General features: G+C 56.5%; 21 protein-coding genes. 3 read left to right on the forward strand and 18 right to left on the reverse strand.

All coding sequences use genetic code 11. The annotated features are described in order from the left end of the window. Window positions 1–6: 6 nt before the first annotated feature. From AC2FFH_RS02975 to AC2FFH_RS03025, 11 genes are all read right to left on the reverse strand, one after another. The gene (locus tag AC2FFH_RS02975; protein ID WP_496725521.1) at window positions 7–1,305 is read right to left on the reverse strand and encodes a hypothetical protein; all 1,299 of its coding nucleotides are present in this window, start codon (window positions 1,303–1,305) and stop codon (window positions 7–9) included. A 162-nt stretch (window positions 1,306–1,467) separates the two neighbouring features. Continuing rightward, window positions 1,468–2,025, reverse strand: coding sequence for a sulfopyruvate decarboxylase subunit beta (gene comE, locus AC2FFH_RS02980; RefSeq protein ID WP_496735313.1), 558 nt, complete (start codon window positions 2,023–2,025; stop codon window positions 1,468–1,470). Then, window positions 2,022–2,528, reverse strand: coding sequence for a sulfopyruvate decarboxylase subunit alpha (locus AC2FFH_RS02985; protein WP_496768738.1), 507 nt, complete (start codon window positions 2,526–2,528; stop codon window positions 2,022–2,024). Before AC2FFH_RS02985 ends, comE begins: the two co-directional genes overlap by 4 nt. A gap of 48 nt (window positions 2,529–2,576) precedes the next feature. Beyond that, the gene (locus tag AC2FFH_RS02990) at window positions 2,577–2,987 is read right to left on the reverse strand and encodes a universal stress protein (protein ID WP_496725519.1); all 411 of its coding nucleotides are present in this window, start codon (window positions 2,985–2,987) and stop codon (window positions 2,577–2,579) included. Window positions 2,988–3,010: 23 nt separating this feature from the next. Further along, window positions 3,011–3,991 (reverse strand): alcohol dehydrogenase catalytic domain-containing protein, encoded by a 981-nt coding sequence (locus tag AC2FFH_RS02995; RefSeq protein WP_496768740.1) that lies wholly within the window; start codon window positions 3,989–3,991, stop codon window positions 3,011–3,013. Beyond that, on the reverse strand, window positions 3,988–4,749 hold the full coding sequence (locus AC2FFH_RS03000) for an SDR family NAD(P)-dependent oxidoreductase (protein WP_496735308.1): 762 nt from the start codon (window positions 4,747–4,749) through the stop codon (window positions 3,988–3,990). Before AC2FFH_RS03000 ends, AC2FFH_RS02995 begins: the two co-directional genes overlap by 4 nt. Then, on the reverse strand, window positions 4,742–6,049 hold the full coding sequence (gene hisD / locus AC2FFH_RS03005) for a histidinol dehydrogenase (protein WP_496768742.1): 1,308 nt from the start codon (window positions 6,047–6,049) through the stop codon (window positions 4,742–4,744). Before hisD ends, AC2FFH_RS03000 begins: the two co-directional genes overlap by 8 nt. A gap of 12 nt (window positions 6,050–6,061) precedes the next feature. Further along, a complete protein-coding gene (locus AC2FFH_RS03010) occupies window positions 6,062–7,390 on the reverse strand; it encodes a TRAP transporter large permease (RefSeq protein WP_496725515.1) in 1,329 nt (442 codons plus the stop codon). An 11-nt stretch (window positions 7,391–7,401) separates the two neighbouring features. After that, on the reverse strand, window positions 7,402–7,914 hold the full coding sequence (locus AC2FFH_RS03015; RefSeq protein WP_496725514.1) for a TRAP transporter small permease: 513 nt from the start codon (window positions 7,912–7,914) through the stop codon (window positions 7,402–7,404). Window positions 7,915–8,024: 110 nt separating this feature from the next. Further along, a complete protein-coding gene (locus AC2FFH_RS03020) occupies window positions 8,025–9,170 on the reverse strand; it encodes a TRAP transporter substrate-binding protein (protein WP_496768743.1) in 1,146 nt (381 codons plus the stop codon). Between the two features lie 24 nt (window positions 9,171–9,194). Next, window positions 9,195–9,380, reverse strand: a complete 186-nt coding sequence (locus tag AC2FFH_RS03025; protein ID WP_113789729.1) for a hypothetical protein — start codon at window positions 9,378–9,380, stop codon at window positions 9,195–9,197. Window positions 9,381–9,519: 139 nt separating this feature from the next. On the opposite strand from AC2FFH_RS03025, the gene AC2FFH_RS03030 reads away from it, so the two are divergent. Continuing rightward, window positions 9,520–10,545, forward strand: a complete 1,026-nt coding sequence (locus tag AC2FFH_RS03030) for a LacI family DNA-binding transcriptional regulator (RefSeq protein WP_496843717.1) — start codon at window positions 9,520–9,522, stop codon at window positions 10,543–10,545. On the opposite strand, the gene AC2FFH_RS03035 is transcribed toward AC2FFH_RS03030, so the two are convergent. Continuing rightward, window positions 10,542–11,513: a LysR family transcriptional regulator gene (locus AC2FFH_RS03035; RefSeq protein ID WP_496707022.1), complete on the reverse strand. Its 972-nt coding sequence runs from the start codon at window positions 11,511–11,513 to the stop codon at window positions 10,542–10,544. The genes AC2FFH_RS03030 and AC2FFH_RS03035 overlap by 4 nt on opposite strands. Window positions 11,514–11,590: 77 nt before the next feature. Continuing rightward, a complete protein-coding gene (locus AC2FFH_RS03040; RefSeq protein WP_496843718.1) occupies window positions 11,591–14,026 on the reverse strand; it encodes a GcvT family protein in 2,436 nt (811 codons plus the stop codon). Between the two features lie 185 nt (window positions 14,027–14,211). Between AC2FFH_RS03040 and AC2FFH_RS03045 the strand changes: the two genes are divergently transcribed. After that, the gene (locus tag AC2FFH_RS03045) at window positions 14,212–15,732 is read left to right on the forward strand and encodes a trimethylamine methyltransferase family protein (protein ID WP_496843719.1); all 1,521 of its coding nucleotides are present in this window, start codon (window positions 14,212–14,214) and stop codon (window positions 15,730–15,732) included. A gap of 71 nt (window positions 15,733–15,803) precedes the next feature. Then, window positions 15,804–16,772 carry an agmatinase gene (locus tag AC2FFH_RS03050; protein WP_496768752.1) on the forward strand — a complete coding sequence of 323 codons (969 nt, stop codon included), beginning with the start codon at window positions 15,804–15,806 and terminating at the stop codon, window positions 16,770–16,772. On the opposite strand, the gene AC2FFH_RS03055 is transcribed toward AC2FFH_RS03050, so the two are convergent. From AC2FFH_RS03055 to AC2FFH_RS03075, 5 genes are all read right to left on the reverse strand, one after another. Next, window positions 16,769–17,743, reverse strand: coding sequence for an arginase family protein (locus AC2FFH_RS03055; protein WP_496768754.1), 975 nt, complete (start codon window positions 17,741–17,743; stop codon window positions 16,769–16,771). The genes AC2FFH_RS03050 and AC2FFH_RS03055 overlap by 4 nt on opposite strands. A 54-nt stretch (window positions 17,744–17,797) precedes the next feature. Further along, window positions 17,798–19,387 carry an ABC transporter permease gene (locus AC2FFH_RS03060; RefSeq protein WP_058275411.1) on the reverse strand — a complete coding sequence of 530 codons (1,590 nt, stop codon included), beginning with the start codon at window positions 19,385–19,387 and terminating at the stop codon, window positions 17,798–17,800. Next, window positions 19,380–20,417, reverse strand: coding sequence for a quaternary amine ABC transporter ATP-binding protein (locus AC2FFH_RS03065; RefSeq protein ID WP_058275713.1), 1,038 nt, complete (start codon window positions 20,415–20,417; stop codon window positions 19,380–19,382). The genes AC2FFH_RS03060 and AC2FFH_RS03065 overlap by 8 nt, the downstream gene beginning before the upstream one ends. Window positions 20,418–20,495: 78 nt before the next feature. Then, a complete protein-coding gene (locus tag AC2FFH_RS03070) occupies window positions 20,496–21,446 on the reverse strand; it encodes an ABC transporter substrate-binding protein (protein ID WP_058279528.1) in 951 nt (316 codons plus the stop codon). Between the two features lie 256 nt (window positions 21,447–21,702). Beyond that, entirely contained in the window at window positions 21,703–22,575 is an 873-nt protein-coding gene (locus AC2FFH_RS03075) for a LysR family transcriptional regulator (RefSeq protein WP_496768756.1), read from the reverse strand.

Below are 22,575 nucleotides of genomic sequence, written 5' to 3' on the forward strand. Positions count from 1 at the left end.
AGAGCATTAGTGGTGGTGCACAAAACCCGAACCGAACAGCCCTTCAACGTTGTCCACGCCTTTGTTGTAGCGCTCCTTGAAATTGACCTCGGCGATACGTTCGCCGGTCTCAAGATCATGGATCGTGATCGTGTGTGCGTTCAGGTCGGCAATAAAATCCACATCCGTTGGGTCGTCATCAGCGGCGTTGCCCAGATTGAGCAGGTTATTTTGAACGGCGATCAGGTCTCGGCCCGAAGCGGACGTGAAAAAGATCATGTGATGTGCACCCGGATCAGCAACTATGTCCGGCCCGCTGGACACAAGCTCGGGCAGTGCGGCCATTTCATAGCGCTTCACAACACCCGGTAATCCATGAGAGATGAACAGTTCATCTTCAGTGCCATAGAACTCGAGCGGAACAGCGGTTTCATTGGCCACGCCACTATATATGACTTCGGCTTCTCCAAAGGTTTTGGAACCGGCGTCATAGGGGATTTTCCAGGTCTCGAATCCGAACATCGTATTGGCCAGAATGGCTGGTTCAATGTCAGCATGCATGTCAGGTCGTGCGAACAGCACCTCGACAGGTGAAGACGGAAAATCCAACGGCTTTTCGTTTTCCACCACGATGTTTTGGATGGGTTCAAGCGTGTTGAGGTCTATGATCGTCAACACATTTCCAACGCCAGTCGTCATATCGGGATGTATCGTCGAGGTGACCACCATGCGGTCGTCGAACGCAGATATCCCGTGTGGGTACATGATATATGGCTCACCCTCGCCGACTTGGCTTTTGCGTGCTTCGATAATTTTGACCACCTCGTTGGTCTGAGTGTCGAAAACACCGACCGAGCCGCCATCATCGCCTCCAGTGCCACCCATGAAGGTCACGAACATATACTCCTGCCCCTTCGACGTGGCCCACATGATGTCCTCGCCAACGATCTGCCCTTGGGTATCCAGACAGGTAAAGCCTTCGATCACAGGCGTTCCGCTGGAATCGCGGGACAGTCCAATTTCAGCCAGACTGCAGGACGGGTCCAACCCGGTCGAATAGAGACGCCCATTCGGGCTGTAGTAGAGGTGATGCAATGGATGCTGAATATCCGGCTGTTCAACTTCGCTCAGTAGCTCTCCGAACTGGTCGGATTCCGGATCCAGCTCGACAATCGCGATGCTGTGATTTGTATCCAACGTCGGCAAACCGCGCAGCAGAACCATGCCCTGACTTTCCTCGCGGGTCTGAGACTGCGCCGGCGTTAGGCCAACCATCAACAGCCCCGCACCGAAAAGTACGCTTTGCGCAAGCAATTTGAATTTCATAATTTCCCCCCTTGCGATGAAACTTCTAAAAATGTTTTTGAAATTCACTTTACGTAGCGTCATATCACATTCAGGAAACTGCATCAAATTGGGGTGCAATCGACCAAAGAAACGCCGCCCCGAACGGGACGGCGTAAGCTGAATACCTGCAGGTCGACTTCTTTATGACGCTTGGACGGCCTTCATAAAGCGGTCGCGGATCACAACTGGGTCCATCGTGATTACCGGCATCTTGGCATTGCCGCTTTCGCACTTGCTGACGATGATTGTCATTTGGCCGCTGTCGAGCGCTGCCTGCAATGCGGCTCCAGTGTCTTCAGCCTGGCACTCGACCACATTCTCGCAGCCACATGCCTGCGCCACGGCTGCCAGCGACGTCTTCTTACCTGCATAAGTCGGCTGATCCCCGGTCGACCCATAAGATCCGTTATCGACGATCAGCAGAATGTAGTTGTCAGCCACGTTATTGGCGATGGTCGGCAAGGTTCCGAGGTTGGTCAGGATAGACCCGTCGCCATCGATTACGATGACCGGCTTTGGTTGCGACAAGGCCAGACCCAGACCAATACTTGAGGCCAGACCCATAGTGCCCAGCATGTAGAAATTGGTAGGTTGGTCGTCGATTGCATGCATCTCCTGACTGGGGATGCCGATGTTGCAGACAACCAATTGATCCCGCAGGATTGGTGCAATTTCTTTCAGGATTTCAGAACGGATCATTGGTCGCCATAGCCTCCCCAGAAATTGGCGTCGGTCAGGATCGCAACCGGCTTGTTGCACATAAAGGTGTATTTCAGGATCGCATCCAGCTCCTCGACATCCGATTGATGATGGAAGTGGTAGGTCGGGATGTTCATCTGTGCCAGAAGCGCCTTGGTATGCACTGCCATTTCGACTTGGCAGGCGACGGGTTCGCGCAGCTCTCCACGATATGAGATCAGCATGGGCAAAGGCATCCGGTAATACTGGATCAGCGTCGCCAACGTGTTGATGGTTACGCCGATGGCAGTGTTCTGCATGATTATCGCGGGGCGTTTGCCACCCATCCAGGCACCGGCACACAGGCCCATGCCTTCATCCTCTTTGTTCGATGGGATATGATAGATGCCGTCACGCGCGTCGATTTCGTCGATGACTCCGGCCAATTGCTTGCATGGAACCGTGGTGACGAATGAGATGTCGTTGGCCACCAAATCGTCGGTGATCTTTTTGTCTATGTTCATGTCCGATATGTTAGTCCTGTATGGGGCGCAGTTAGCGCGATTGACGGGTTACAGCCCGCGGTGCACGTGCACGGCGCAAGGCGCATGACGGACGACGCGTGAGGCGGTCGATCCCAGAAAATAATCGCTGACACCCGGTTCATGCGAACCGATGACGATGCAGTCAAATTTGTTTTGTGTCGCAAAGTCGATCACCGTGCGGGCCGTGTGACCTTTGACAATCTCGGCCTGAACGCCCTCAAGCCCCGAAACTTTTTCCCGCAACAAGGTGCGTGCCGCGCGAAAGCCTTCGGCGACGACATCCTTGTCGAGATAGGCACTGACAGAACCCTGAGGCATCTCGTAGACATGCAGGGCCACAATCTCGGCCCTTTCAGCCGATAAGGCCTTGGCGATTTCCAAAGTGTGCGGTGAAATCCCATGATCCAACGCCATTGGGACGAGAATTTTTTTGTACATGAATACCTCCGTTTCTGCCTGGACTAGATCCAGGGTGCGAGGATGATTTTGGGTGCGGCCACGGCACCTTTCCGCAAATCGCGAAAGGCGTCGGCAGCTTCAGACAAGGTCCGTTCCTCTATCCAGTCCAACGAACCCAAACGGCCATTGAATATCGCCTGCGCGGTCTTTCGGAAATCATCGGCAGTATAAGTATAGGTGCCGATAAACGTGATCTCCTGCAACGTCATACGACGTATATCCAAACCGCCCGTATCCTCACCCAACCCAACATGCACGATAACGCCGCCCGGTTGAACCTTTTCGGAAGCGGCCGCGCGGGTTGCAGAATACCCCACTGCGTCAACAACCAATGAGAACGTATCATCCGTGGCTTCGACCACATTAAAAGAGTTCAAACTTTGCAGATAGGCGCGCCGCACGTCATTCGGCTCAACGATGACAACATCATCGAAGTCAGCTGCCGCCAGTGCCAAAGCTGCGGCCACACCAATCGCGCCGCCGCCTATCACCAACGCATCACGCGCCATTCCCTGATGCAGCGCCTCAAGCCCCAACCGAACCGCGTGCCAGCTAACGGCCAATGGCTCTGCCAGGGCGGCCTGCTGAAAGGATACGTGGTCCGGCACCTCAACCAGATTTGCATCCGGCATTGCAATATATTGAGCAAAAGCCCCTTCACGCGGTGGCATCGAGATGATCTGCCGGCTGGGACACAGGTTTTCCCGCCCTGCCTCACACGCCGGGCAGACACCGCAGTTGACCAAAGGATTGATCGTGACGCGCGTACCGTCGCGTGGACCTCCAACAATCGTCCCTGCGGCCTCGTGGCCCAGAATAAGTGGTGCAGGTCGGCGCGCGTCGTGACCCAAATAGGCGTGCATATCCGAGCCGCAAATCCCGACAGCCTCGACCCGGATCAATTGCTCACCTATGTCGGGCGCAGCATCTGGTACGTCCTCATAGGTCAAATGCTCAACACCCTGATAAACAAGCGCTTTCATTTCGCTGTAAACCCTCCGTCGACCATCAAAACTTGCCCTGTGACGTAGTTGGACGCCGGTGAGCACAAGAACAGGATCGGCCCATCGATATCCTCCATCTGCCCGTTTCGGTTCATGCAGGTTTGCGCCGCGTTACGGGTTGCCCGGTCGAGGTCATTGAACACAGCCTGCGTCAGTTCGGTCGGGAAAAACCCCGGCCCGATGGCATTTGCAGTGATGCCGTCAGCGGACCAAGCCTCGGCCATGGCCCGCGTCAGTTGCCCGACCCCGGCCTTGCTGGCCCCATAAGCAATACCGCCCGGAAAAGCACGCGTGGTCTGAAGCGAGGCGAAATTCACGATCCGCCCCCACCCCCGAGCTTTCATCGCAGGAACCATTGCCTGGCTTAGGAAGAACGGCGCGCTCAGGTTCAGCTCAAGCGTCTTGTCCCAGCCTTCGGTGGTCACGTCATCTGCCACTTCGCGCGTGTTGATACCCGCCGCATGCACGATGATGTCCGGCGCGCCAAAACTGGCTGCGACTTCCTCGGCGAGCGATGCCACGCGCGACCGATCGGCCACGTCGGCAACAACTGTGGCCACGTTGTCGCCCCCTTCAGCTTGCAATTCTGCCAATGCTTCCGGTCGACGGGCGACGCCGACGACGCACGCACCCGCTGAGGCCAACACAAGCGCTGCACGACGCCCAAGGCCCGAGCTTGCGCCGGTCACGCAAGCGACACGCCCGGTCAGATCGAACAACGCGCGCGGATCATTCATCGGCGGTCAGGTTGAACTGTTCGTCAGGGAAGTATTTGGCAAGGCGCACGTCCGCAGCCCGCGCATGCCCTTCCATACCCTCCAACCTGGAAATGCGAGCGGTCGCCTCGGCAATGGATTTCGAGCCTTCGCGTGTAGCGCGCTGCCATGTGACGATCTTCATGTACTTATGGACGCTCAAGCCGCCAGTATAGCTGGCCGCGCCGGATGTCGGCAGAACGTGGTTCGTACCGGTCGCCTTGTCACCGTAGGACACTGTGGTTTCTTCACCCAGAAACAGCGATCCATAGCAGGTCAACCGACCCAGCCACCAATCCAGGTCCTCGGCCTGAACGGTCAGGTGTTCGGGCGCGTAATCGTCCGAACAGGCCGCCATTTCTTCACGATCTGAACAGAAGATGACCTCGGCATAGTCGCGCCACGCAGCAAAGGCGTTTTCCCGGTTGAGTTCGGGCAGATCCTCGATCAGCGCTGGCACCAGCTCCATGACTTTTTGCGCAAGGTCCCGGTCATCCGTCACCAGCCAAACCGGAGAGTTATAGCCGTGTTCCGCTTGGCTCACCAAGTCGGTGGCCACCACATGCGCATCTGCGGAACCGTCCGCAAGGATCAGGCTGTCCGTTGGCCCGGCAATCATGTCGATGCCAACTTTGCCATAAAGAATGCGCTTTGCCTCGGCCACAAACTGATTGCCTGGACCCACAAGAATATTGGCGCGCGGCAGGCCAAACAAACCATAGGTCATCGCGGCCACACCCTGAACGCCACCCATGGCCAGAATGCTGTCTGCACCGCAGATATGCGCCGCATAGACAATCGCAGGCGCCACGCCTTCACCCGGGCGCGGCGGCGAACAGGCTGTAATGTGGCGGCACCCAGCAACCTTGGCGGTGGTGACCGTCATGATCGCGCTGGCAATATGGCTATAGCGCCCGCCGGGCACATAGCAGCCAGCCGCGTCCACAGGGATGGCCTTTTGGCCGGCGATAAAGCCCGGGACAATTTCCATCTCAACGTCAGACACCGTGGATTTCTGCGTTTCGGCAAACCGGCGAACGTTGTCGTGTGCAAACCGAATATCGGCCTTCAACCTTTCGGGAACAAGCGCGCAGGCGGCCTCGATCTCATCGGCGGTCATCAACACGTTGCCGTCAAACTTGTCGAACTTGACCGCATATTCCAGCGCTTTGGCATCCCCGCCAGCCTCAATGTCGGCAAGAATTGTCTTCACGGTGTCATGCACTTCCGTGGCATGAGATTGAGCCGTCAGGGTCGCCTTTTTCAGATAGTCGCGAGGCATATTCAACAGGTCCTATTGGTAGATTTCAGGAAGCAAAGTGGTCGAAACCGCCGGAACGTAAGCAATCAGAAGAACTACGATCAGCATTGTTAATACAAATGGTATAGCACGGGCCGCAATCTTCAGAATGGACTCACCCGTAATGCCAGATACGACGAACAGGTTCAGGCCAAGCGGCGGTGTGATAAAACCGACTCCCAGTGCGGTGATCATCATGATGCAGAACTGGATTTCGTTCATGCCGATATTGTCGGCCAGCGGTTTCAGGATAGGAGCAAGGATTACGATATTGGGCGTCGTTTCCATAACGCAGCCCGCAGCAATCAGGATACCGATCATCAGCAGGATCAGCAGGTACGGATCGTCGGTCAGCGAAGTGATCGAGGCGACGAACCCTTGCGGCACGCCCATGATCGCCAGCGCCTCGGCCAAGGGGGCCGAAAAGGCAATGATCGGCAGGATCACCCCGTTCACCTTGGCTGAGCTGACCAGCATTGACGGAAAGTCGGCCAGTGTCAGCGTGCGCAGGATGAAACCCATGATGATGGTGACAACCACGGCGGTGGCACCCGCCTCGGTCGGGGTCAGGCGACCCGAGAAGATGCCATAGAAGATAATCCCGGGCACAATAAAGGCGTACCAGCCGGATTTCAGGGCTTTGCCCAAATTGGCCAGCCACTCGCCCATCGTCATCATGCCGCCACCCTCATAGGCGTAAAGACGGTTCATGATGATGTTGGTGATCAGGATCGAAACCAGAATGGCCAGACCGGGAATCAGGGCAGCCAGGAATAGGGTCGACGCGGAAATCCCCAGCACCAGACCGATGATGATGTAGGCAATCGACGGTGGGATCAGGATGCCGGTACAGGCCCCGGCCGCGACCAAGGCGCAGGCGTAGGGGCGCGGATATCCACTTTCGACCAGCCGGTTGATGGTCATGCGACCGACAGCGGCCGCGCCAGCGGCATCCGAACCCGAAATGGCGGCGAACATGCCGCAAACCAGAACGGTGGCCGAGCCAAACCCGCCTTTGGCGAAGCAAGTCAGCGCCTCAGCCACATCCAGAAATTTACGTGACAAACCTGTACGGACCAGCACGTCACCTGTCAGGATAAACAGCGGCACGGCGGTCAGGGCAAAGGCGTCGATCCCGGTAAACAGGCTCTCGCCCACCAGACTCAGCGGTAGATCGCCCGACATGACTAACATTACGATCGCGGCAGAACCAATCGCTGCCCAAACCGGAACAGCCATGGCGATCAGAACAACGAACAGAATGACGGGCAGGTAGAAATCCCAGCCCAGTTCTACGGTTTGATTGAGAGTATTCCAGAGCATCTCAAATCCCCTCAGTCAAACAGCTTGTCACCTTCGAAGACGGGCGTGCCGTCGCGAAGGGATTTGAAGTCACGCATAAACGATTGGATCAGGCGCCAGATCATCAGCGCGAATCCGGTCGGCACTGCCATCAGGAACCAGACCTTCGACACCCGGAGGCCGTCAGTCACTGATCCAAACTTGGCCGAGACGTGAACCGCCTCGTACGACCAGTAAAGCGCGATCACAGCGACTGCGAACATCACCAGATCGCCGAAGATGTACAGTAGGGCCTTGGGACGCGGCCCGAGGTAGTGCATGACGACATCAATCCGGATATGCGCCCGCTCTTTGACCGCCGCCGCAGCGCCGATCCAGGCCAAATAGATGAAGGAATACCGGACGATTTCTTCCCCCCAGATCGAGGAATAGGCGAATATCTCGCGTCGCAGAACCTCGATGGCCATGGTGATGACCAGCATCACGTAGAACACCAGCAGCAGCCAGCGCTCGGCGTTGCGATCTATGTTTTGGAGTAAGGTCATCGGTTCCCTCGGCGACAGAACAGTCAGGCGCGGCCTTCTGTTTTGGGCCCTTTCAGGCCTGACTGCTGTTGAGTGATTGCGGACGCCAAAAAGACGTCCGCCGGTTTAGGTCATGCGTCGTGGACGTAGTATTTTCCTTGTGTCCCGGCCGCCTCGACCAGTTTCTCAAAGGCGTCCATCGACCCGGCCAGCTCTGTCTTGAACGGATCCCAATCGGCGTTTTGGTAGCCCCCAACGCTTTCCCACTCGGCCAGTTGATCCACGTTAAGCGAATGGAACTCCACTCCGGCCTTGTTCAGTTCGGCCATGGCAAAGGCACGGGCCGAGGGAACTTTGGAAAGGTTCTGATGACTGGTCATTTCCGAACCCCACATGATGCCTTCCTGAACGTCCGGCGGCATCGAATTGAACCATTCGAGGTTACACGAATAAACTTGGCTGTCCGGAACGGCCTGCGTAAAGGTCACGTGGCTGAGGATGTCCTTGAAGCCAAACACATACAGCGCTCCGACCGATGGATCGAGCGCATCCGCGACACCCTGTTTGATCGCCGAGGGGGTTTCACCCCAAGCAACAGGTGTCGGGTTTGCACCGACCATGCGGTAGTACTGCTGCAGCATTTTCGAGCCGGGTACGCGGAACTTCACGCCGCTCATGTCACCCGGCGTGATGATTGCATTACCGCCCTGACGCACGGCAACAACGCGCGGGTCGATCACCACATAGAACAGGGCCTTGAAGCCAGCGGCCTCGACTTTCGGGTGAACTTCGTTCTGCCATGTGTCGGAATGCACAAGGTTGGTGAACCGTTGGTTCGAACCGCACAGATACGGCATGTTGATAAGATCAACGGTCGATGCGAAAGGTGCGAAGTTGGACAGCGAATGCTGCGCCGCCTGAATGGTTCCGCCCTGCACTTTCTGCACCAATGCACCACCGGCACCCAGCTGACCACCAGGCGCAAGCTTGACGTACACCTTGCCGTTCGTCGCGTTCTGGATGTTTTCTTTCAGATCAAGCTGCATGATAGGATAGCTGCGTGACGCGCCCAGTACATATGCGGTCGCGACCGTCATGACATGGTCTGCTGCCTTTTCACGCTCACTTTCTTCTTTGGCTGTCTGCGCCACAGCCTCGGACGACCAAAGGACGCCGCCTGCACCTGCGACCAGCGCTGCAGTGAATGACCCACTGGCGCTCAGCTTTAGGAAATTACGGCGTTCGACGGACGCCAGTTCATTTCTGTCGTTTTTCATTTAGTGCCCTCCCAAGCAAAAAATTCAGCCACCCTTTTTTGCATCGCGGACAGCTTCCCTTTTTAGAATTGCGACAACGAACAGGATCGATGCCGCGAACAGAACCAACATCTCTCCGACGTCACCAAGAAAGGCGCTGTTTGCAAAAGCCCCCAGCGCCACGTTCGCAAAATAGATGGCAAACACGAGTGCGGACGCAGCAAGAAACATCTCTTGGACTCCCTTTTCAGATTCGGCCCAATGCCCTTTGTAAGCGCTTACATGCAAAATGCAAGCGCTTACATATCCACTTCCCTCTGGCGTCAGTTGAGTTTAGAGTTATTGGCAAAAGCAAATTGTGAGTTTGGAAATGGAGAAACCTCGGTCGGCGCCGACACTGGATGATGTGGCAAAAATGGCTGACGTTTCGACGGCTACAGTGTCGCGTTGCCTCAACAGCCCGAACCGAGTTGTCGAAGCGACCCGTAAACGCGTCCTGTCTGCAGTTGAAACGTTAGGGTACACTCCAAACTTTGCGGCGCGCGTCATGGCCGCCAAGCGGTCGTTCACCATCGGGGCGATCATACCGACCATGGAAAACGCGATCTTCGCGCGTGGCCTTCAGGCCTTTCAGGAAGAGCTGCACCAGCGCGGGTATACGCTGCTGGTCTCAAGTTCAGCTTACAAACCTGAAATCGAAGAAGAGCAAATCAGGACGCTGATTGCACGTGGGGCCGACGGGCTGCTGCTGATCGGACATGACCGCGATCCCAAGATCTACGACTTTCTGAGCCAGCGGAAAATTCCGGCATTGGTCGCATGGTCCTATTTGCCGGACTCCAAGTTGCCTTCCGTCGGATTTGACAATCGCGCGGCAATGTTCAACCTCGCCAGCCATGTTATTGAATTGGGGCATACACAGATCGGCGTGATCTCGGGTCTCGTAGACGGGAATGATCGCGCCCGGCTCAGGGTTCAGGGCATCCGGGATGCGATATCTGATAGCGGGCTCGCGGCCAACAATCTGACTCTTGTCGAAACATCCTATGAGATCGAAAACGGTGCCAAAGCCTTCCGCGACCTGATGAACGCTGACCCGCCGCCGACTGCAATCTTGTGTGGAAACGATGTGTTGGCCGCAGGTGCCTTGCGACAGGCCCAAGAGATGGGGTTGGACGTACCTGGCGATGTATCGATCACGGGTTTTGACGATATCGAACTGGCCAGAATTGTTTCCCCGGCCCTGACGACCGTGCATGTGCCACATCGTGAAATGGGGCGCAAAGCGGCCCTGCAACTGGTGGAGATGGTCGAGAACCAAACCGCCGGGACTGGCGAACAACTGGCGACGAGAATTGTAAATCGACCGTCGCTTGGTAAGCCTGCGCCGGGCTAAGCCGCCTCCCCCTCCATCGTGCGGAAGTCGTTTTTTAGCCAAGGATGCTTGGCGCACATTGGGCGAGTGAAATGTTGCCGGATCAGTTTCACCATAACTTTCTGGATCAGTTCCGAGGTCGTCACGGGATACACTTCGGTCGTGAACAGCGACACGGTTCGCACGAAGTTTCTACCGGGAAACGGCATGGCTTTGACACTGTTATGGAACCGCTGGGTCCGATGAAAACAGGCGGCCGTCGTGATCGCCCAACCGCTACCCTGGGCCACCAAACCGATGATCGACTGGTTGCATTCCAGTTCGAACCTGTTCGGTAGGCTAAACTTGCTGCGTGCCAATTGAATCTCGATCTGCTTCCCGATCACATAGTCCCGCGAATACCGTAATAGGGGTAAGTCCGCGTCCGGGTGAAACAGCTCTTCTGGCGACCCTTCAAAACTGTTGGGCAGCACGACAAGAAACGGGTCCCGCATCAACGGGTACTCAATCAATCCTTCGGTTCGCCCAGGCGGTCGAGTGGCAACGCCCACATCCAGTTTGTGTTCCTGTAGCTTGGAGAGGATTTCGTGGCTGGGACGCGTATAGTGACGAAAATTGCAACGCGGCAATGCCTGCGCCAGAAACCGGACCATATCAGGCGCGATCTGGTTGTCGAAATCGTCAATAAGCGCCAATCGCAGGTCGGTCGCATGTTGCCAATTGCCCGTTCGGATTTCGGCCTCGCCGCGTTTCAGAACAGTCAAACCGTCGCGGACATATCGCGCAAAGACTTCGCCCGCGGGCGTCAGGCCCATGGGTCTGCGCCCATGATCGACCAGCTCGATACCAAGCGTGTTTTCCAAGCTGCGCAGGTGGTTCGAGACCGTGCTGATCGACAAACCCGTTTCGGACGCGACCTGTTGGATCGATCCGGATTTGGCGATCAATTGGAAGATTTCCAACCATCTCAGGCTCAGCGATTTGGACATGGGTGCCAATCATTGTTTCGATTTGCTCGAAACTAGCCAAGCAAAGATTTACTCTTGCGGCAATGCCAAAGTTCCAGTTACGCCTTCATCCGGTCAAAGCCCGGGTCATATGGGCACGACGGAATGACCGTTGCGCGCGCACCCTGACCGCAACTGTCCAGATCCATTTCACATCCGATATCCGCGTAGGCGGGATCGACAAATGCATGCGCTAGATTCAACCCGGTGCGATGTCCCCAATCACCCGATGTGACGGTTCCAACCACCTTATCCCCCTGCATCATTGACGCTCCAGGATGTGCAGGACCGAAGGTCGAGGAAACCTGGAGCACGACAAGCTTCTTACGAAGCCCCTCTGATTGTCGATTTAACAAAGCGTTCCGCCCGACAAAATCTCCCTTATTCAATCGGACGAACCTGTCCAATCCTGTTTCATAGGGATCGAACTCGGTGATCAGGTCTGCTTTCCAATGAAGAAAGCTCTTCTCCATCCGCATCGATTCAACAGCCCGTGCCCCGAACACCTTCAACCCGTGTGCCTCACCTGCTTGCCGTAACGCCAAATAGGCCGCGTAAAGCGAGGCGTTGGGTACGTGGATTTCATAGGCCAATTCACCCGAAAAGCTGAGGTTCATGACCGTAGCCGGAGCGATGCCAACGAAGCACTCGCGCACATTGAGCCACGGGAAAGCCTCAGCTGACCAATCCCCTCGGGCGCAGACCGACAAGACGTCTCGCGCCTTTGGGCCAGCGAGCACCAATATGGTTTGGTCATTTGTCAAACTGCGCAGATGAACGTCTTCATCGCGTCGCATGTGCTGGCGTAGCCAATCCATGTCATGAAATTCGCTTGCTGCGGCTGAGCCATACCAGACGCGCGCCTCCCCCCTATCGCTGGCCGGTAGATTGGCGATCGTAGCCTCGGCTTTGATCATACCATGATGGTTCAGCAGGTACCCTAGCCCAACACGCCCCTCGCGCCGGGTCACAAGCCCGCAGAACATCCGGTCCAGAAAAGCATGCCGGTCATTTCCAGTGATTTCGATCCGATTGAACCCGTTCACCTCGGCCAGTCCAACACCCGATTGCACATTCCGAACCTCAGTGGCGATCACGTCAAATGTTTCGTCAAAACCGAAACTATGCGTCGGCGTGAATTCCGGCGAAGGTTTGATGTAATCCACCCTCTCCCACCCGTTGACCACTGTGAACTCGGCCCCCTCCGCCGCCAGCACCGGCGTCAGAGGTGTGGTTTTGGCCGGACGCCCTGCAGGGCGATGTTCATGCGGAAAGTGGAACCGAAATTCGTTCTGATAGTCCTCGATAGCCTTAAGCGCGGTCAATTCGACGTTTGCATGACCCGTGAACCGCCGGGGATCGAGGCACCACGTATCGTAACACGCCTCGCCGTGCACAATCTGTTGGGCCAGCAGCCACCCATGCCCACCCCCTTCGCCCAGCCCAGCGCGCAGACCGATGATACAAAACGCGTTGCGTTTGCCAGGGATCGGTCCCACCAGCGGAGCCCCGTCGATCGTGTAAGTAATCGGCCCATTGACCACCGTGTGAATACCAACCTCCATCAGCGCGGGCATCCGCGCGAATGCACCTTCCAACACGTCCGTCACGCGGTCCAAATCATCGGGGCAAAGGGCATTCACAAAGTTCGGATCAATCCCGTCCATACCCCAGGTCTTGCAGTCCTGTTCGTAAAACCCGAGCAACAGGCCGTTCTTTTCTTGCCGGCAATAATAGTCACTGATCGGACAACGCAGCAGAGGCATCCGATGCCCCGCGTCGCGGATCGCCTGTATCTCTTCGGTCAGGAAGTACTGGTGCTCCATCGACGAAACAGGATGATGAACGCCCATCATGGCACCGACTTCGTTGACGCGATATCCGCAGGCGTTGACCACGATGTCGCAATCGATGTCGCCATGCTCTGTCTGCACAGTCCAGGTGTCGTCGGCGTGCTGCACCAGACCCGTCACCGGCGTATTTCGATAAACTTCTGCGCCTGCCTTGCGTGCCCGGCGCGCCAAGGCCTGACACAACTGAGCAGGATCAATATCCCCGTCCAGCGGGTCCCACAGCCCACCAATCAGGTTGTCGGTCGAAATCAAAGGGTGGCGGCGGGCACATTCGTCCGCGTCAATCACCTCGAAATGCACATCCATACCCCGTGCCATGGATGCAAAGTGGCGATAGCCCTGCAACTGGCCCTCGGTATTGGCCAGGCGTATTCCGCCATCCCCGTAGTGGTAGTTGATCGGATAATCCGGATCGTCGGCTAACTCCTTGTACAATTGGATCGAGTGCGTTTTCAGGCCCACCATCGTCTGGTTCATGCCAAAGTTCGTCACTTGCGCGGCCGAATGCCACGTCGTGCCCGAGGTCAATTCGTTCCGTTCGACCAGCACCACATCGGTCCACCCCTCTTGCGTCAAATGATAAAGGGTCGAACATCCGGCGATGCCGCCGCCGATCACAACGACTTTGGTACGCGACTTCATTGGCTTTGCTCCGTAAGATTTCGTCCAAGTCTTGCGGAAGAAAAGGCTGGGGCGACAACTGCGCAAATGCGGGTGCAGGAAAATCGAAACTGCGATTTCGGATTCTGAAAAAGGCAATTCGCCTTTGATGCCGGGATGTTCCGCCCATTACGGTGCAGGAAAGTGAAAAAAAGGAATTGGACCGGATGTCATCAGAGGGTTCTAAACGCAGCGGCCGAAAAGCGCGGCATGCCCAGCGAGCAGCCAAACCGGTCGTAGACCCCTGCCCACCCGGCCAGAAGGGCGGCGCTTATAAACCTCTGAGCCAACGCGAGATCGAACAGATATTCGATACAGCACTGCAGCTGTTGGAACGTTTGGGCATGGGAAACGTGCCAGACAGATTAGCGGCAGACCTCAAAGCCGCAGGTGCGCAGGCGGGTCAGCAAGACCGGGTGCTGTTCCCGCGTGAAATGGTTCAGCGCGCAATCGATACAGCCCCCAAGAGTTTCGTGTTTCATGGCCGGGACGAAAACCGCTCGATCGAGGTTGGCGGCGACCGCGTGTATTTCGGCACGGGTGGCGCCGCCGTTCAAACGCTGGACATCGATAGCGGCCTTTATCGCCCCTCTACCTTGGCGGATTTGCACGACTTCACCCGATTGCAGGACACGCTGGCCAATGTCAGCTGGTTCACCCGATGCTGCGTGGCCACAGATGTACCTGATGTATTCGATCTGGACGTCAACACCGCCTATGCGCTGGTGCGCAATACGACCAAACCAGTGGCAACATCGTTTACTCTGGCCGAACATGTCGGCCCCATTGTCGAGTTGCTGGATATCGTCGCCGGAGGGCCGGGTGAATTCGCCAAACGCCCCTTTCTGAAAGCTCATATCAGCCCAGTGATTTCGCCACTGCGGTATGGGGAGGATGCGGTTGATGTCGTCTATGAATGCGTCGCCCACAGCATTCCCATGTCGTGCATCACGGCCGCGCAGGCCGGTGCCACGGCCCCGGCGACTTTGGCCGGGTTTTTGGCGCAATCGCTGGCCGAGACATTGGCCAGCCTTGTCATGGTCTACGCTATCAGACCCGGATTTCCGATGGTATTTTCCAACTGGCCCTTCATCGTGGACCTGAGAACCGGTTCCTTCGCCGGCGGCAGCGGAGAGACGGCCGTTTTGAACGCGGCCTCGGCGCAGCTCACGAACTGGTTAGGTCTGCCCTCGGGCATAGCCGCATCGATGACTGACGCAAAGGCCATCGACGCGCAATACGGCGTTGAAAAAGGCATGACGTCGCTTGCTGCGGCCTTGGCCGGGGGCAACTTGATCTATGAGAGCTCGGGCATGACCGCATCCTTATTAGGCGCAAGCTTCGAGGGGTTTGTGTTGGACAACGAAATGCACTCACACACTTATCGGGCGCTGCGCGGGATTGAGGTGAGCGAGGAAAACCTGGGTTTTGACGCCATCTGCCATTCTATTCTGGGTGACGGGCATTTTTTGGGAAGTGAACAGACCTACGCAGCCATGGAGCGGGATTACTTTTACCCTGAACTCGCCGATCGACAGGAGCCCCGCACGTGGCAAAACGATGGTGCGAAAGACGCATGGTCATCTGCCCGACATCACGCCAAAGAAGTTCTGGCCAGCCACCACCCAGAATATTTGAGCGCCGAACAGGATGCCGAAATCCGGAAACGTTTCCGCATTCTGATATAAAAACCACAGAGCATTCCCAACACTTCATTGGGCCGCTAGGGTCCAATGGGAATTGCGTGAAGGATAAGGCCATGACCGATTCATTTTTTCAGCCGGTATCGGCGATGGAGCTGGCCCGGTTTGCCGGCATCCCCTCGTTCATGCGTTTGCCCAGCCTGGACCTGGATCACGAACGGATTTTGGATGTTCAGGTCGGCCTCATCGGCATCCCATGGGACGGCGGCACCACCAATCGCCCCGGCGCGCGGCATGGTCCGCGACAATTGCGGGACTATTCCACGATGATCCGCGCGATGAACCCAGTCACAGGCGTCGCGCCGTTCTCAATGGTCAATTGCGCCGATCTTGGCGACGTTGCGCCCAATCCGGTTGATATCGAAGATACTCTGAACCGGGTTACGGATTTCTACTCAAACCTACAGGCAAAAGGCATTGTTCCGCTCACCGCTGGCGGGGACCACCTGACCACCCTGCCCGTTTTGCGTGCGCTTGCCGCCGCAGGCCCCGTCGGCCTGATCCAGTTCGATAGTCACACAGACCTGTTCGACAGCTATTTTGGGGGCCATAAGTTCACCCACGGCACTCCGTTTCGCCGCGCGGTAGAAGAAGGACTGGTCGACCCCAAACGCTTTGTTCAGGTTGGCATCCGGGGCACTGCGTACAACACCGAGGACATCGAGTGGGGTGAGGCCCAGGGTATCCGCATCATCCGTATCGAGGAACTGTTCGATCGGGGCATCGACGACGTGATGGCCGAGGTGCGCGGTATCGTTGGGCAAGCACCAACCTATTGCACCTATGACATTGATTTTGTTGACCCAACCTACGCCCCTGGCACCGGAACGCCCGAGATCGGGGGACCAAACAGTTTTCAGGCGCAGCAGGTCATCCGCCGGATGTCTGGTGTGAACCTGATTGGCGCTGATCTGGTCGAAGTATCGCCCCCATTCGATCCGAATGGAGGCACCGCGTGGCTGGGCATTTCGCTGATGTTCGAACTGCTCTGCGTTTTGGCGCAGGCTGTGGACGCACGGCGCTAGCTGGCGTTTTCGGCGATCATCGAGATCATTTCGAACATCACCGCAGCTGCCGTTAGCGCGGTGATGTTGTTCGGGCTGTCCTTGGTTGGCATCATGCAAACGACGTCCCCGCCCACAATGTTCAACCCGCGCGCGGCACGCAGAATGCCGACAGCCTCGTCAATATCGAAACCCTTCTCGCCCGGTTCCAGATTGGACACGGCAGGCGCGACAGTGGGATCAAGGCAATCCAGATCGAACGTGATATAGACCGGGCGGTCGCCCAGAATTTCTTTGGTCTGAGCCACGACATCCGCCAGCCCGCGCTGGCGAAATTCACGCATGGTGACGATGTTGTAGCCATAGTCGTAGGACGGCTGCAGCCAGTCCAAGCTTCGTGGATGGCCCCTAAGTCCGATTTGCATGGATCGCGTGGGGTCGACCTGCCCCTGATCCGCCAGATACGCGCCCCAATGGGCCGCTGATTTCTTCGCCCCCAGGAAATGATCGACCTTGGTGAAGACGTCAGTATGCGCGTCCAAATGCAGAAAGCTGACAGGCTCTCCACCAGCCAGTTTACCGCGACCCAGCGCTTGCACGATCCCGCCAGTGATGGAGTGGTCGCCGCCAATCGACACCGGGCGCGCACCGGCTGCATCGATGTCTTTGTAAAAAGCCGTAATCCGTTCGATGCAGTCTTCGTTATCATTTGCCCGCGGAAATGGAACGTCGCCCACATCTGCAATCTTCGCACAGTTCCACGGATCAATTTCAAACACCGAATGTACCCGCCGCTGTACCGCCGAGACATGCCGCAAAGCACGCGGGCCCAGATGCTGATCCCGCTCGGTTGTGCCGTTGCCTGCCGAATGCGGCACTCCGACCAAAGCGATGTCCTGCCCTTCGGGACCTTGATTGGGGCACCGAAATAGGGTCGGTATCCCCCACCAATATAGATTGTCCATCATAGACTGTTCGTAACGGTCGGTCATCTGCGTCTCCGGTGAAAGAAAAACACCCCCGATGTGAACCGGGGGCGTTTGCGTTCAGAGTTTCTCGTCTTCTCGGCGGAAGGCGCCTTGCACGATACGGTCCATGACCATGGCTAGAAACAGGATGGCGAACCCACCCAGCAGACCCGGACCTTTGGCAGCGTATTGCAGCGCCTCAAGGATTTCCTTGCCCAGACCTCCACCGCCGATCAGCGAGATAATCACCACCATCGACAAGCACATCAGAATGGTCTGGTTCACGCCGGTCATGATCGACGGCAGGGCAAGCGGGATCTCAACATCCTTGAGCAACTGCCATTTCGATGCGCCAAAGGCCACCGCAGCCTCCTTGATGCTTTCCGGAACCCCGCGCATCCCCAGCGCGGTCAAGCGAATGACCGGCGGCATGCCAAAGATGATCGTCGCCAGAATGCCCGGCGGGTTGCCTGTGCCAAAGAAAGCGATGATTGGGATCAAGTAGACAAACGCCGGCAATGTCTGCATCAGATCCAACACCGGCTCGGCCGCCCGGTAGGCGCGCTTGGATTTGCCGAACCAGATGCCCAGCGGAATGCCAAAAACCACGCATAACAGCACCGCCGCGCCCACCAATGCCACGGTTTCCATCGCCACATCCCAATACCCCAGAAGCGCGATATAGGCCAACGAAGACGCGGTGAAGATTGCCACCCTTGGCCCTGCCGCGCGCCACGCGGTCACACAGATCACCAACATCACAACCGGCCACGGGGAACCGATCAATGCCACCGTCAACGCATCCAGAACAGATCGCACACCCGCAACGATACCATCGAATACATCCCCGCCGGCTGCGGCGGCTGCATCTATTTGCGCCTCCATCCAGCTTGCCAGGTTTGAGAACAACGTTCCGTTGCCTTCGCCCAATATCATCGCGGAGACTTCCTGCTCGGGGAATGCATCCAACAATGGGAGTGAGGCGTTGACGGTGAATTTGTACACGATCAGTGGGCCAATTGCGGCCACCAAAACAGCACCCAGAACAGTGTTGCGGGTCGAGCGGCCGCTTTCGGTGCTGGCAGGATCTGTCCGCCAATTCGAGTACTGCTTTTCGTACACGCGGTCCGCATAAAAACCTTGCGCAAGCTTGAAAACCAACAACATCAACAGGCCTGTAACCATGATGCCAAACGCCTCAGACTGGGCGGACGCCGCTTTCTCAAAACTGGCATCTGCGGCCTTCTGGATATTCGCTGCCAACTTGTTGAACCGGTCAATGTCGGCCTTTTCGGTGGCCGCAGTCGCACGTTCCAACAGCTCGTTCGCGCGGGTCTGCTGACGTTCAGCCCGTTCGGCCAGATCAGCGCCGGGGTTGCCCCAGGCACCGCGGCCGATCTGAACCCAGGCGATGATTTCCAGGATCAGGAAAGTCCAGAACATCCCCCAGATCGCGCGGGACGCAGACCAGAATGGTCCCAAAACAGCCGCCCAGATGTTGAAGGTATTGGGAATACCGCTGGTCGCGTCATGGATTTTGTGAAACGCGTTGACGTAGTAGTCGCCGTTTGGCCCGGTAAATTCGTGGATCGAGCGGTCCAGCGCCTCGCGGTCGACTTCGATATCCGAGGCGGCCGTGACTTTTACTTCCGTGGTTGCATCAGTCATTTTTACCCCCCTGAATTCCGCGCAGCAAACGCGGTTTAGTGACCACGCCTACATCAGCGCCAGCATCGGTAATGATGACCGGAAGGTCCGTATTGACGGCAAGGTCGATCAACTGGTCCAAATCCGCCCCTTCATCCGCGCGTGGTGCGCCATCGGTTGGGCCAGAGTAACTTTCGATCGGCTCCATGATCGAATGCGCCTTGACCAGTTTCAGCTTGGAAATGCCCTGCACGAACTCTCGCACGTAATCGTCTGCCGGGTTCATGACGATGTCTTCCGGCGTACCTATCTGCACAATGACACCGTCTTTCATGATGGCGATGCGATGGCCTATGCGAATGGCCTCGTCCAGATCGTGCGTGATGAACAGCGTCGTCTTTTTCAATTGCGCCACCAGTGCTTTGAACTGGTCCTGCAATTGCAGGCGGATCAGCGGATCAAGGGCTGAAAACGGCTCATCCATCAGCAGGATCTCGGGGTCCGAGGCCAGCGCGCGGGCAATCCCAACACGTTGCTGCATGCCGCCCGACAATTCTTTGGGCAGGCGGTCTTCGTAGCCTGTCAGGTCTACCAAGCCTAATGCGTGATCCGAAACCGCCCAGCGTTTCGATTTCGAGACTTTGCGGATTTCCAGCGGGTAGGCGACGTTATCGCGAACCGATCGGTGTGGCATCAGTGCCATGTGTTGAAACACCATCCCAATTTGCATGGCCCGAATGCGACGCAGCTCGGCCTCGGAAATCTTGGAGACATCCTGCCCCAGAATTTCGATCTTCCCGGCGGTCGGTTCGATCAGGCGGTTAACGTGTCGTACCAGCGTAGATTTGCCAGAGCCTGACAAGCCCATGATGCAGAAAATCTCGCCCCTGGGTACTTCGAAAGACGCGCCCTGCACGCCAACGACACAATTGAATCTTTCCAGAACTTCAGGCTTTCCGATGCCTTCATTCCGAACGGCTTCCATGGCTTCTTCGGCTTTTGCGCCAAAGATTTTCCAGACATCCGTCAGTTTAACGACTGTTTCGGTCATTTTTGTCCCTTTGGTGCAAAACAGGCCGCCGGGTCTATCCCGACGGCCTGCCAGAGTTTCAATTCCGGTGGGCGTCAATCAATTTGACATCCAACCCAGAACGGCATCTTCGTTCGCACCGACCCACTCCTCGGCATAAGCCAAAGGCTCTTGGCCTTCGATCACCAACGCAAAGGTCATCGCCGAAACCGTGTCCGTATCCAGTTTCATGTTGGACAGCATGGTCGCCACTTCCGGGTATTCTTCCTCAAGCGACTTTGCGAAGTGCAAATGCAGGTAGGCAAGATCCCAGGCAACACCGGCCTCGGATTTTTCCAGCCAATCCGGATCATCTGTGGGCTGCAGCACGTTCCACTTGGCCGCGTCGTAAGCCGGTTCTTCCAGAATCTGCATGTCATGCAGGGCGAACACGTAGTGCGGCGTGTAGCAGAACCCAACCCACGGCTCGCCTGCCTTGATAGCATTGTCGAGATTCGCGTAAGCCACTGTCTCGTCAATTTCTGTCAGTTCAAAAACCTGGTCATAACCATAGGATTTGGCCCGAATTTTTTCGACGTTGGTCGACGCCCATCCTGGCGCGCCGATCCAAAGTTCGCCCTGGCCATCACCGTTGCTGTCAAACAGCGCAGCATTGTCGGGGTTTGTCAGGTCTTCAATGGACGTAATGCCATGTGCTTCTGCTGTTGCCTTGTCGACGCACATACCTTGGAAGGCTTCAACTCCGTTTGCGTTGAACGTAACCGTTCCCTTATCTTTTACGTAGGTATCATGCAGGTTTTGCTGGTTGGGCATCCAAACTTCAGGATGTACGTGCATGGCACCGGAGTCCATCGCCTCGAACACAATCGGGTTGGTGCCATTCTGAAGTTCAACCTCAAGACCGAGGTTCTGTTCGATCGCAACTTTCAAAATATGTGCCGTCGCATTTACCGAAGGCCAGTTCGGCACGCCGATCACGATATCAGCAGCAAGGGCGGGTCCAGCGATCACAGCGGATGCGCCTCCCAGTAACGTGGCTAATTTTTTCATTTGTGTCTCCATGTTGGATGTCTGCGGCGCTGTTTTTCTATGCCCGAGGGCCGTGGTGCACCTTGCAAACAATGTCGGAAAGCCGATGCTTTCCCATTTTTGGGTCAGCCGCACGATGCGCCGACCCGGCAAGAAAAACTGAAACATGGTGACGCGTCACCCATCAAGCGTTACGTCCAAGAAGCTCTCAAATTCGATATTATCATAGAAATGTTTCGGCTTTGTCGAAAATTGGCCGTGAACTCGTACTCTGCCATCAGGCAGCGCCCAGTTCCAGAATGTAAGCGACCGCCTCTTCAGTCAGATGTTTGAACCGCGCATGTTCACTGACATAGAGGCAGACCTGGCGCTGATCGGGCAAATCCGCAATTTCGCGAAACGCCGTCGCCTCGGGCATGAAACTGGCGACCGATTGCGGCAACACCGTTACCCAATCCCCGGTCTTGACCATTGTGATAAGGGAATGGGTGTTGTGAACAGTAACATCCGCCTGCGCTTCGGATGCCCGGAACTTGGGCGATTGAATCAGATCGCACAGCGCGTTCCGTATAAACGGAAGTGTCAGGACTTCGTCAATTGTTGGCGTATTTGGCTGTCGTATCAAACGGTGATCAGAGGTGCATACCAGCCCAAACCTGTCTTCGAACAACGGAAGCGACCGAACTCCGTTCAGCGCGTGCTGACCTGAGGCGATGCCAATATCCGCTTTACCCTCAACCAGCGCGTCCAAAACCTGCTGAGTATCTGTGTCGCGCAATTCGACTTTTACGCCGGGAAAGCGCTTTGTGACATAGGCCAGAACCTTAGGGAAAATCAGCGCCGCAACCGATGGAACGGACGCGATGCGCAGCAACCCGTGCTCTGCTTTTGCTGCGGCCATAATATCCAAGACGGCCTGATCGAATTGGCGGACTTGTTTCAATGCCACTTCGAAAACCTGTAACCCCAACGGGGACAACTGGTTTTTGCGCTCTCCTTCAAAGAGCTTTTTACCCAGATGATCCTCAAATTGCTTGAGGGTCATCGAGACCGCCGACTGCGTGCGGCCCAACCGGTCGGCCGCCTCGATCAGGTTGCCTGTTTGGGCAACGGTGCAAAAACACCGTAAGGTCTCGATCTTGATCGCCAA

It is taken from the genome of Ruegeria sp. YTSC003 (assembly GCF_059609785.1).